Genomic DNA, 11,563 nt, shown 5'->3' on the forward strand with positions numbered 1-11,563 from the left:
TAATCACGTAGCGGCACCCCTTGTGGGTGCCAAACACCCACGGCGCAAGCTACCGACCGATCAATACAAACCCATTTCCAGCCGCGCCACCTCGCTGATCATATCGCGGCTCCACGGAGGATCCCACACCAGATCAACCGTAACGTCTTCCACTCCATGTATGGCCAAAAGCTTGGCGCGCGCTTCATCGGCCAGCAAGGTGCCCATGCCGCAGCCGGGAGCGGTCAAGGTCATTTTAACGACAATATTAAAATGAGCGTCTCCCATCTCGCTGACCAGGCAGCTATACACCAGGCCCAGGTTGACGATGTCGATGGGGATTTCGGGATCGAAACAAGTCGCCAGCTGTTCCCAGGCGGCCGCTTCGACTGATTCGGCCGTGGCCGGCCCCTCGGGGGCGTCCATCTCTTCCCGCTCGGCGGCCGACAGACCCAAAGCATCGGCATTGCTGCCATCGATGCGATACAGGTTGCCGCCCACCAGGACCGTGTAGCTGCCGCCCAACTGCTGCGTAATCTGTGCACGGCTGCCCTCGTCCAGCGTCACCGCCGAACCCCAGGGCACCTGAACTGCCGCACAATCGCGGGTCAGCTCTACTTCATGCATACGACTGTCCATTCCATCTCTTCCTTATTCCGTTTGCGCCGTCTCGCGCGCCGCAACCAGTGCGTTGTGCAGCGTGTGCCAGGCCAGCGACGCACACTTGACGCGCGCCGGAAACTCGCGCACTCCCGCCAATACTTCAAGCTTGCCGAAATCGCGGCCTTGCGGCTTGGTCTGCGTCAGCATCGCGTGCACGTCGTTAAACAGGGCCTCGGCCTGGGCCACCGGCATTCCCTTGACGGCTTCGGTCATCAAAGACGCCGAGGCCGTTGAAATGGCGCAGCCGTGTCCCACAAAACTGACATCGGCAATCAGGCCATCTTCGGTACGCAAATACACCGTCAGCTGATCGCCGCACAAAGGGTTGTAACCCTCGGCCGTATTGGTCGCATCGGCCATGGCATGAAAGTTGCAAGGGTTGCGATTGTGATCGAAGATCACCTCTTGATAGAGTTCGCGCAAATCACCGCCGAAATCGCTCATGACCGTTTCTTCCCGCCAAACATATCCTGAGCCTTGTGTATCCCGGCCACCAGCGCATCGATATCGCTTTCAGTGTTATACAAGGCCAGCGAGGCACGAGCCGTGCCCGGGATGCCAAAGCGCGTCATGACCGGCATGGCGCAGTGATGCCCCGCGCGGATGGCTATCCCTTCGGTATCCAGAATAGTGCCCAGATCGTGGGGGTGTATGCCATCGAGCACAAAAGACAGAATAGCGGCCTTGTGGGCGGCCGTGCCGATCAGCCGCAAACCCGGTACGCGCAACAGGGCTTGGGTGCCATAAGCCAGTACGGCCTGCTCGTGAGCGGCAATCCGGCCCATGCCCAGCGCTTGCACATAGGCAATGGCGCTGGCCAGGCCCGCTACACCGGCGATATTGGGTGTGCCCGCTTCGAAACGCTGAGGCACGTCGGCGTAGGTGCTGCGTTCAAAGCTGACTGTGCGGATCATGTCGCCGCCGCCTTGCCAGGGCGGCATGGCGCGCAGCAGTTCATACCGCGCGTACAACGCGCCTGTGCCGGTTGGGCCATATAGCTTATGCCCCGAGAACACATAAAAATCGCAATCCAGCGCCTGGACATCCACCGCCTGATGCGCCACGGCCTGGGCGCCATCGACCAGCACCTTGGCGCCGACCGCGTGGGCTTGGGCGACAATATCGGCAACAGGATTGACCGTGCCCAACGCATTGGAGACATGCGCAATAGCCACCAGGCGGGTTTTGGAACCCAGCAAAGACCGGTAGGCGTCCATATCCAGCTCGCCTCGGTCATTGATAGGCACCACTTTCAGAACCGCGCCCGTCTGTTCGGCCATTAATTGCCAAGGCACGATGTTGGAGTGATGCTCCATGCCGCTGAGTATGATTTCGTCGCCGGACGCAAGATTGGCCCGGCCCCAACTATAGGCCACCAAATTGATCGCCTCGGTCGTTCCGCGGGTGAAAACAATTTCTTCAGATCGGGCAGCATTAAGAAAGCCACGTATCTGCTCACGCCCCGCTTCATAAATATCGGTTGCCCGCTGCGACAGCCAGTGCACCCCACGATGAATATTGGCATTATCGTTGAGATAAAAGTTACGCTCGGTCTCGATCACCACACTGGGCTTTTGCGTGGTCGCGCCGTTATCCAGGTAAACCAGACGCTTGCCGCGCACAGATTGCTGCAAAATGGGAAAATCTTGCGCCTGTTGCACGCGTTCGGCCGCCAGCGAAAAAATTTCAGGAGCACTCATGCCAGTTCCTCCAGCATTTCACCGCCGGGCAGACGCGCGCGTATGGCCTTCGCCGCGCGGCGGCGCAGGGGCTCCAGCGGAATACGTGCCAAAGCCTCGGCCGCAAACGCATAGGTCAGCAGATTGCGCGCATGAGCAACGTCGTAGCCGCGCGTGCGCAAATAAAACAGACTGTCCTCATTGATCTGGCCGACCGTCGCGCCGTGCGCGCATTTGACATCGTCGGCGTAGATTTCAAGCTCGGGTCGCGTGTCGGCCTCGGCCATGCGCGACAGCAACAGGTTGTCGGAACGCTGTACGGCGTCGGTGCGGTCAGCGCCTTCGGCCACATAGATACGGCCGGCAAAGACGCCTCGCGCAGAACCATCGAGTATGCCGCGATAATATTCGCGGCTGGTGCCATGGGGCTTTGCATGATCGATGCGCGTGTGATGATCGACATGGCGGCGCCCATTGGCGTAATACAAGCCATTGAGCAAGGTTTCGCAACCGTCGCCATCAAAGCGCGTGCCGATATCCGTACGAGCCAGCCGGGCGCCGAAAGACAGCGCATGCGAATTGAATACCGAGCCCTTGGTCTGCGTGGTCTCGATGGCCTGCAAATGAAATGCCTGCTCGCCTTCTTCCTGCAATTTGGCGTGCGTGATACGGGCACCCGCGCCCAAATGAGAGCGGGTGACCGCATTGGTAAAGGTGACCGCGCCTTCAGCGCCCAGATAATGCTCAACGATCGTCGCCTGAGAGTTCTCCGCGGCGATGATCAGATTGCGCGGAAAACTGGCGCCCTGCGCGCTGGCAATGAAAACCAGATGAACGGGCGCGTCAAGCGCCACGCCAGCGCCCAAGCGAATCACGGCGCCGTCGGTGGCCAAGGCAAGATTAAGCGCCTGGGTGCTGGCGCCATCATCATCGGTGCCCAAAAAAGCTTGCATGTCGTCATCGCCGCCATCGAGCAGCGCAGCCAGCGTATCGATGCGCGCACCGTCAGGCAAGGCGCCTGTCTGCGACAGCCCCGACGCATGGCGGCCGTCTACAAAGACCAGCCAGTGACCTTCTTCACCCTGACGCAGAGCATCGAGCAGTGCTTTGGAATCGGCCTGAACCTGCGGCGTCTCGAACGTTTGCTGCGCAAGCAAAGCCAGCGACGTATGGTGCCAGTTTTCCTGCTTGGAATGCGGCCAGCCCTGCTGGGCAAAACGATCGATGGCCCGCTGGCGACAGGCCGAAAGCCACGGCGCGCGTGCACCCGGCAACGTGGCAGCGCGACGTTGAAACTCATCTACCCAGGTTTGCACGGCGCTCATAACGCGACGCCCTCCTGCGCCGGAACGGGAACATCCAGCCAGCCATAGCCACGCTCTTCGAGCTCGAGTGCCAGTTCGCGTCCGCCCGAACGCACAATGCGGCCCTGCGCCAGCACATGCACATAATCGGGCACGATATAGTCAAGCAAGCGTTGATAGTGCGTGATGACAATCAGGGAGCGCTCAGGCGTGCGCAGGCGATTGACCCCATCGGCCACGATTTTAAGGGCGTCGATGTCCAGCCCCGAATCGGTTTCGTCGAGAATCGCCAACTTCGGCTCGAGCAGCGACATCTGCAGTACTTCGTTGCGCTTTTTCTCGCCGCCCGAAAAGCCCTCGTTGACCGAGCGATACAGGAACTCCTGGCTCATGCCCACGGTCTTCATTTCGCTCTTGACGCGTTTAAGAAAGTCCATGGCATCGAGCTCGGGCAGGCCGCGATGACGACGCACCGCATTGACCGCCGCCTTCAGAAAATAGGCATTGGACACTCCGGGGATTTCAATGGGGTACTGAAACGCCAGAAACAAACCGGCGCGCGCCCGCTCTTCGGCCGGCATCGCCAGCAAGTCTTGCCCATACCACTGCACCGAGCCGCTATCGACCCGGAAGCTGTCCCGCCCCGCCAACACTTGCGAGAGCGTGCTTTTACCCGCGCCATTGGGTCCCATGATGGCGTGAACTTCGCCGGGACGCACGACCAGATCAAGGCCGCGCAAAATAGTTTTACCTTCAACCGAGGCGTGCAGATCTTTAATATCCAGCATGTTTCTTTCTCCTTAACCTATGCTGCCTTCCAGGCTTACGCCGAGCAGCTTCTGCGCCTCGACTGCAAACTCCATGGGTAGTTCCTTGAATACTTCTTTACAGAAGCCGTTAACAATCATCGATACTGCATCTTCGGCCGACAAGCCGCGCTGCATGGCATAAAAAAGCTGGTCTTCGCCAATTCGCGAAGTGGTCGCTTCGTGCTCGACCTGAGCGCTGGGGTTGCGCACCTCGATCGTGGGAAACGTATGCGCCGCACAGGTTTTCCCGATAAGCAGCGAGTCGCACTGGGTATAGTTGCGCGCGCCTTCGGCTTTGGGCGTCATGCGCACCAGGCCGCGAAACACATTGCTGCCATACCCGGCCGAAATCCCTTTGGACAAAATGGTGCTGCGGGTATTGCGGCCCATATGGATCATCTTGGTGCCGGTGTCGGCCTGTTGCCGATGATTGGCCAGCGCGACCGAGTAGAACTCGCCCACCGAATCGTCGCCGCGCAGAATCACGCTGGGATACTTCCAGGTAATGGCCGAGCCGGTTTCAACCTGAGTCCAGGCAATATGAGAACGCGGGCCGCGGCAATCGCCACGCTTGGTCACGAAGTTATAGATGCCGCCCTTGCCGTCCTTGTCGCCGGGGTACCAGTTTTGCACGGTGGAATACTTGATGCGCGCATCATCGAGCGCCACCAGTTCGACCACCGCCGCATGCAGCTGATTTTCATCGCGCATGGGCGCCGTACAGCCTTCCAGATAGCTGACCGACGCGCCTTCTTCGGCAATGATCAGGGTCCGTTCAAACTGGCCGGAATCTTTGGCATTGATACGGAAATAGGTCGATAGCTCCATGGGGCAGCGCACCCCTTTGGGAATAAAGACAAATGAACCGTCGGTGAACACCGCTGAATTCAATGCGGCGTAAAAATTATCGCCCGGTGGAACCACGCTTCCCAGATACTTGCGCACCAGATCCGGATGGTTTTTGACAGCCTCGGAAAACGAACAGAAGATCACGCCGTGCTCGGCCAACTGCTTCTGAAATGTGGTGGCGACCGATACCGAATCAAATACGGCGTCAACCGCCACACCCGCCAAACGGGCGCGTTCATGCAAGGGCACGCCCAGCTTTTCGTAGGTGCGCAACAACTCGGGATCGACCTCATCCAGGCTTTTTGGGCCGTCTTTTTTCTGTTTCGGAGCCGAGTAATAAATAATGTCCTGAAAATCGACCTTTGGATAGCTCACGTGAGCCCACTCGGGCAGGCTCATCGTGAGCCAATTCCGATACGCCGAAAGCCTCCATTCGAGCATGAATTCAGGCTCGCCCTTCTTGGCCGAGATCATGCGTATGGTGTCTTCCGACAGACCCTTGGGCACGCTATCGGTTTCCAGTTCGGTCACGAAACCGGCCGCGTACTCACGATCAAGAAACGAGTCGATCTTGTCGGTAACGGTATTCATTTATGCAAACTCCATGTCGTAAGGGTAATATCCTTGCCGCCGGCTTGCGGCTTGATGACCGGGCGTTCGTGCATGGGATAGTCAAGAGGGATCGGGCGCACCATATCGGCGATACTAATGTCTTCGAGGGTGCGCCGTACAATGGCGTTAATACGTTGCCAGTTCGAGCGGCCGTGGCAATTGGCCTCGAAACTGCAGGCGCCCGGCGTGGAACTGCACTCGGTCATGCCAAAGGGCTGGTCTTCCAGTGCATCGACTACCTGGGCGATGCTGATCTGGCTGGCGGGCCGCGCCAGGATATAGCCGCCATGCGAGCCGCGGCTGCTTTTGACCAGGTCGCGGCGGCCCAGTGCCTTAAGCACTTTACTGACCGTGGGCTGGCCCAAGCCGATAACCGACGCAAGATCGGCCACGCTAAACAGCCGCTCAGGGCTGCTCGCCATGTGCGTGAGCACAAGGGTGCCATAATCGACGATTTTGCTGATGCGCAACATTCAAGGGCTCCAGAACCCGTTGGTTAAACATACAGTACTTGTTTAGTCCTATATGTGTCAAGAATCACCCTAATGCGAAAAGGGCTAAATACATCGACGATGTTGCCGCGCAACAAAATCACCCGAATACGGCTTTATAGGCGGGTCAGCCAAACACAGCTACGAAAGAGCGTGCCCGGCCTGCTGCAAGCGCCACATTTGCGCGTAGCGCCCGCTTTCCTGTAACAAGCTCTGGTGCGAACCGCGCTCGATGACCCGGCCATGATCGAGCACGATAATTTCGTCCGCGTTGGCGATGGTCGACAGGCGGTGGGCAATGATCAGCGTCGTACGGTTTCTGGCGATCTGGTCAAGCTCCTTTTGTATGGCCCTTTCCGTGCGCGTATCCAACGCACTGGTCGCTTCATCGAAAATCAGGATAGGTGGATTTTTCAACAAAGTGCGGGCAATCGCCACGCGCTGTTTTTCGCCGCCCGACAGTTTCAGTCCACGCTCGCCCACCTGCGTCTCGTAGCCGTCGGGCAGGCTCATGACAAAGTCATGGATGCTGGCTGCCTTGGCGGCCCCAATGATGTCATCTTGACTGGCGCCGGGGTTGCCGTAGGCAATGTTGTACAAAATACTGTCATTGAACAGCACCGTGTCCTGAGGCACGATCCCTATATGACGGCGCAGGCTGGCCTGGCTCAGATCGCGCGTATCGACGTCATTAATCTTTATGGCGCCGGCACCCACATCGTAAAAGCGGAACAACAGGCGGGACAATGTCGACTTCCCCGCTCCGGATGAGCCTACGACGGCCAGTGTTTTTCCGGCAGGAATGGTGAAACTCACGTCAAACAGAATCTGCCGCTTCGCCTCGTAGCCAAAATCGACGTGATCAAATGTAATGCTTGCCTGCGGCGTGTCGAGCGTCTGCGCATTGGGTCTGTCCGCCACCTCCTGGCCCTGATCTAGCAGGCTGAACATGCGCTCCATATCGGCCAGCGCATGCTTGATCTCGCGATACACGAAACCCAGAAAATTCAAGGGCGCATAAAGCTGAGTGAGATAAGCCGAAACCAGCACGACATCGCCCACCGACATCGTTTTATTCACCACTCCGCGGGCCGATAGCCACAGCAGCAGAGTAATGCCAACGGTAATGATGGCCCCCTGCCCCATGTTCAGAAAGTTCAGTGAGACCTGATTCTTGACCGCCGAATCGACCCACTTGCCCAGATTGCGATCGTAGCGATCCAGCTCATAGCCCTCATTGCCAAAATACTTGACCGTTTCATAATTGATCAGGGCATCGATGGCGCGGCTGTTGGCTTTGCTGTCGAGCTCGTTCATGCTGCGCCGATACACCATGCGCCGTTCGGTGACCAATAACGTAAAAACAATATAGGCGGCGATCGTGCCCAGCGTCACCACTGCGAACCAGAAATCGTAGCGCCACAGCAAAATCGCCGTCACCATGCTGATTTCCAGCAAGGTTGGCAACACATTGAAGATGGTGAAATTGAGCAAAAAACCAATACCTTTGGTGCCGCGCTCAATGTCGCGGCTCAGGCCGCCCGTCTGACGCTGCATGTGAAAGCGCATCGACAAAGCAAACAGATGCTCGAACAATTTGGCCGCGATACGCCGGATCGACCCTTGGGTCACCCGTGCAAACAAGGCGTCGCGCAACTCGCCGAACACACTGCTGGCCAAACGTGCAAAGCCGTAACCCAATAACGCCGCGACAGGCAGGATAATCCGCGTGGCCGGCAGGCTCAGGGTATCGACCACCTCTTTCAAATAGATAGGCAAGATGACGCTGGCGATTTTCGCCGTGACCAAACAGGCCAATGCCAGCAACACCCGCCCCTTGAATTGCCAGATGTAGGGCAAAATCGATTTGATGGTCTTGATGTCGTTGCGGTTTTTGGGCGCAGGCCCGGTGTGGGTGAGTCTCATGCGCAAATGAACAGTAATTAATTGCCAGGCGGGGATTGTAGGTCCAGTTGCGGCCTGGTGCCTGGTATCTGCGACTTGGCACCCACAAGGGGTGCCACTACATTAACAGCGAGCACATTCTGTAGCGGCACCCCTTGTGGGTGCCAAAATCCCGGCAAACAGAACGACGTCAACCAACCAGATCCGCTACTGTTCATATGGCAACGTTTTGTTACCTCCGTCACGTCGGGCGGAATTTTTACATCGGTCAACACCTAATACAATAACGCCAGCCCGATAGGGAAATCCGGAGAATGTATGCCCGTTTCACACTTCGATTACGAAGCCAAGCTTGCCGACTGTGCCCAAACCAATCACAAGGCGCTTCAGGATCTGTTCCACCAAGAGGCGCCGCACATGCTGGCGCTGGCCGTCAAGATGTTGTCGCAGCGCGACGATGCCGAAGACATCGTACGCGATTCGTTTGTGCTGATATGGAAAAACTCGGCCAGCTACGACCCCAAAATCGGATCCGCGAGAGCCTGGATGTACAGCATTATGCGCTATCGCATCCTGAACCGCCTGCGACAATCCGGACGGCCCGCGCCGGTCGACGCTGAATGGATAGACAACCTGCCCGACAGCGCCGTGGTCGATCCCGAAACGAGCACGCCCCGTAGTTTGGCACAGCGCCTGGCGGCGCTCGACGACACTCAGCGCCGCCCCATTCTGATGGCGTTCTACAACGGGTTTACCTACGATCAGATCGCGGCCCGCCTGGCCGTGCCCGCCGCGCAAATACGGGAGCAGGTACGTGCCGGCTTGAGCACCCTTGCACAGGGTGAGCCAGCATGAGTATCGAGCAAGCCTCGCACGACAAGCTGCTGATCGCCGAATACACCCTGGGGCTGTTAAGTCTGCAGGAAGCCGCACAAGCACAAGCCTTGTTAGGCAATACACCGGACGCGGTCGTGGAAGCATTGAAATGGGAAGATCACTTTCTGGGCCTGGTCGATCAACTGCATCCCATCACACCGCCAGCCAACCTCATGCAGCATATACAAGACTCTTTGGGGCAGAAAACCACGCCCGCTCGCGGCCCACGCCGCTGGCCGCACATCCTGAAGGAAATTATTGCCACGCCGTGGCGCAGCATCTGGTTATGGCGCGTGCTATGCGTGGCGCTGGCTCTGGCCGCCGTCACTTTCGCATTAAAGCCCAAGCTGTCCATCGTGCAGCTCGTACCGACACAGGCGGCTATTTTGCAGGCGCCCGGTCAAAGCTCAACGCCGGGGTGGGTCGGCACCTTCGACAAGCAACATAATCTGGTGCTAAAGCCGTTGGTGCAAACGGATGTGCCCGCCAGTTCTTCGGCGCAACTATGGACGCACGCCACTGAAACCGCGCCCCCGCAATCGCTTGGCGTCATCGATCCCAATCAGACCGTGACAGTCCCCGCCGCCACGATTGGCCAGATCAATCCGGGGCAACTGTTTGAAATCACCCTGGAAGCCAAAGGAGGCGCGCCATCGGGCACGCCCGGAGGGCCGATTCTATTCATTGGCCGCCTGGTGGAAATCGGCCGGTAAAACTCAAGGGGCTGCCATCAATACGATTCAGATTCTATCGAGTCAGACCACCAATTTGACGGCAACAAGCGTCAACGTGGTGACTAGAGTCAAACGGACGAATCGTTCGGGCAGGCTGCGGGACAACCTGGCACCCAGCCAAATCCCCGGCACCGAGCCCAGCAGCAAGGCGCCAAGCAAATCCCAATGCACGTGCCCCAACCATAAATGGCCCACTGCGGCCAAAGCCGTCAGCGGCACCGCATAGGCGATATCGGTGCCGACAATCTCCGAAGGTTTAAGCGTGGGATGCAGTAAAAATATCAGCGTGGCCCCCACCGCCCCGGCACCAATCGACGAAACAGTGACCAGGGCCCCCAGAACGGCCCCGACAAAAATCGTCACCCACGCTTGAGTACGTCCCTTCAAGGGATACCCAGGGCGATGCTGCAAAAACGCCAGCAAGCGTGAGCGCAGGGCAATGGCCAGCACCGTCAGCAACACAGACACAGCAATACTGATTTTTATAAACTGCAATAAAGCCTCGTTGGCCGAACCCACGTGGCGCAAGCACCACAAAGTCAGCAATGCCGCCGGCAGGCTGCCCAGGCACAAGCGCTTGACGATCGGCCAGCGCACCTGTCCATGCATCCCATGCGCCAACGTTCCGGCTCCTTTGGTGATGGCCGCGAAGGCCAGATCAGTGCCCACGGCCACCGTTGGCGCATATCCAAAGACCAGAGTCAACAAAGGCGTCATGAGAGACCCTCCACCTACGCCCGTCAGACCTACCAGCAATCCGACCGCAAACCCGCTAATGATTTGATATTCGTTCATCGAGTCATCGTAAAGAATCAGGACGCAAACCCAAACGATTTAAAAATTACTTATTTATGCCGCTTGCATGACTTGGGCTTCGCTGGGGGGATTTTGGCACCCACAAGGGGTGCCGCTACAAAACCAGTCGGAATGTTATGTAGCGCCACCCCTTGTGGGTGGCACCACCGATTCGGTAAACACCATCGAGCTGGCTTTCTCGCCATATAAGTAGTAACCTACGTTACTATAAATACGCCGTCTTCCAACAATGAATACGTCCTCTTTCCATAGCAAACACACCGTCTGCCAATAATGAGCCCCCCCTCTTCCAACCCACCCTCGTCCTTCAATTCGTTCGAACAGGCCATGAGGGATTTGTCCCGGCGTCTGTCTTCGCGCGGGGTAATGCGCGAATCGGTTATCGCTCGACTGATCCAGCACGTTGCCTCGGCATTGAACGACTACATGGACGAGCCGTTCAAGGCACACGGTCTGAACACGACGCTGTGGACCTCCATGGTCGTGATCTACGCCAGCCAGAACCATTGCCTCAAACCCTCCGAATTAAGCGTTTTCATGAATTCGTCGCGCACCAACAGTACGCGGGTGGCGCGCGAGTTGCAGCGGCATGGGTTCGTCAACCGGGTCGCCGACGAGAACGACCGGCGCCAGCTGTTTCTGCAATTGACCCCTAAAGGCGTGACGTTTGTGGAAACATTCCTACCCACGCGGCGTGCCTACATCAAACACGCACTGGAAGAATTCACGGCTAAAGAGGTCGATGAGTTTGAGCGTTTGCTGCACAAGCTATTGCATAAGCTGGATTAAATTTTTTTGCCCAGGTAATAACGGACGTTATCACTTTGATGCCATGCAGAACCTACT

At 57.7% G+C, this 11,563-nt stretch carries 12 protein-coding genes; 3 read left to right on the forward strand and 9 right to left on the reverse strand.

Going from position 1 to position 11,563, the window contains the following annotated elements:
• Positions 1-60 precede the first annotated feature (60 nt).
• The 8 genes from sufT to EDC26_RS04320 form a co-directional block, all read right to left on the reverse strand.
• The gene (gene sufT / locus EDC26_RS04285; RefSeq protein ID WP_132580007.1) at positions 61-618 is read right to left on the reverse strand and encodes a putative Fe-S cluster assembly protein SufT; all 558 of its coding nucleotides are present in this window, start codon (positions 616-618) and stop codon (positions 61-63) included.
• Positions 619-630: 12 nt separating this feature from the next.
• Complete coding sequence (gene sufU / locus EDC26_RS04290) at positions 631-1,086, reverse strand: Fe-S cluster assembly sulfur transfer protein SufU (RefSeq protein ID WP_132580008.1); 456 nt, start codon at positions 1,084-1,086, stop codon at positions 631-633.
• Positions 1,083-2,342 carry a cysteine desulfurase gene (locus tag EDC26_RS04295; RefSeq protein ID WP_132580009.1) on the reverse strand — a complete coding sequence of 420 codons (1,260 nt, stop codon included), beginning with the start codon at positions 2,340-2,342 and terminating at the stop codon, positions 1,083-1,085. The genes sufU and EDC26_RS04295 overlap by 4 nt, the downstream gene beginning before the upstream one ends.
• Positions 2,339-3,646: a Fe-S cluster assembly protein SufD gene (gene sufD, locus EDC26_RS04300; RefSeq protein ID WP_132580010.1), complete on the reverse strand. Its 1,308-nt coding sequence runs from the start codon at positions 3,644-3,646 to the stop codon at positions 2,339-2,341. Before sufD ends, EDC26_RS04295 begins: the two co-directional genes overlap by 4 nt.
• Positions 3,643-4,413 carry a Fe-S cluster assembly ATPase SufC gene (gene sufC, locus EDC26_RS04305; RefSeq protein ID WP_132580011.1) on the reverse strand — a complete coding sequence of 257 codons (771 nt, stop codon included), beginning with the start codon at positions 4,411-4,413 and terminating at the stop codon, positions 3,643-3,645. Before sufC ends, sufD begins: the two co-directional genes overlap by 4 nt.
• 12 nt (positions 4,414-4,425) lie before the next feature.
• Positions 4,426-5,874, reverse strand: coding sequence for a Fe-S cluster assembly protein SufB (sufB, locus tag EDC26_RS04310; protein WP_132580012.1), 1,449 nt, complete (start codon positions 5,872-5,874; stop codon positions 4,426-4,428).
• Positions 5,871-6,368, reverse strand: a complete 498-nt coding sequence (locus EDC26_RS04315) for an SUF system Fe-S cluster assembly regulator (RefSeq protein ID WP_132580013.1) — start codon at positions 6,366-6,368, stop codon at positions 5,871-5,873. Before EDC26_RS04315 ends, sufB begins: the two co-directional genes overlap by 4 nt.
• A gap of 159 nt (positions 6,369-6,527) precedes the next feature.
• Positions 6,528-8,312 carry an ABCB family ABC transporter ATP-binding protein/permease gene (locus EDC26_RS04320; RefSeq protein ID WP_132580014.1) on the reverse strand — a complete coding sequence of 595 codons (1,785 nt, stop codon included), beginning with the start codon at positions 8,310-8,312 and terminating at the stop codon, positions 6,528-6,530.
• Between the two features lie 297 nt (positions 8,313-8,609).
• Here EDC26_RS04320 and EDC26_RS04325 point away from each other — a divergent pair, with 297 nt between their 5' ends.
• Both EDC26_RS04325 and EDC26_RS04330 read left to right on the forward strand, forming a co-directional pair.
• Positions 8,610-9,146: a sigma-70 family RNA polymerase sigma factor gene (locus tag EDC26_RS04325; protein WP_132580015.1), complete on the forward strand. Its 537-nt coding sequence runs from the start codon at positions 8,610-8,612 to the stop codon at positions 9,144-9,146.
• On the forward strand, positions 9,143-9,880 hold the full coding sequence (locus tag EDC26_RS04330) for an anti-sigma factor (RefSeq protein ID WP_132580016.1): 738 nt from the start codon (positions 9,143-9,145) through the stop codon (positions 9,878-9,880). Before EDC26_RS04325 ends, EDC26_RS04330 begins: the two co-directional genes overlap by 4 nt.
• 42 nt (positions 9,881-9,922) lie before the next feature.
• On the opposite strand, the gene EDC26_RS04335 is transcribed toward EDC26_RS04330, so the two are convergent.
• Positions 9,923-10,696, reverse strand: a complete 774-nt coding sequence (locus tag EDC26_RS04335) for a sulfite exporter TauE/SafE family protein (protein ID WP_132580017.1) — start codon at positions 10,694-10,696, stop codon at positions 9,923-9,925.
• Between the two features lie 348 nt (positions 10,697-11,044).
• Here EDC26_RS04335 and EDC26_RS04340 point away from each other — a divergent pair, with 348 nt between their 5' ends.
• Complete coding sequence (locus EDC26_RS04340) at positions 11,045-11,506, forward strand: MarR family transcriptional regulator (RefSeq protein WP_165930905.1); 462 nt, start codon at positions 11,045-11,047, stop codon at positions 11,504-11,506.
• Positions 11,507-11,563: the final 57 nt, after the last annotated feature.

Source organism: Paralcaligenes ureilyticus, from assembly GCF_004346225.1.
GTDB classification, from domain to species: domain Bacteria; phylum Pseudomonadota; class Gammaproteobacteria; order Burkholderiales; family Burkholderiaceae_B; genus Paralcaligenes; species Paralcaligenes ureilyticus.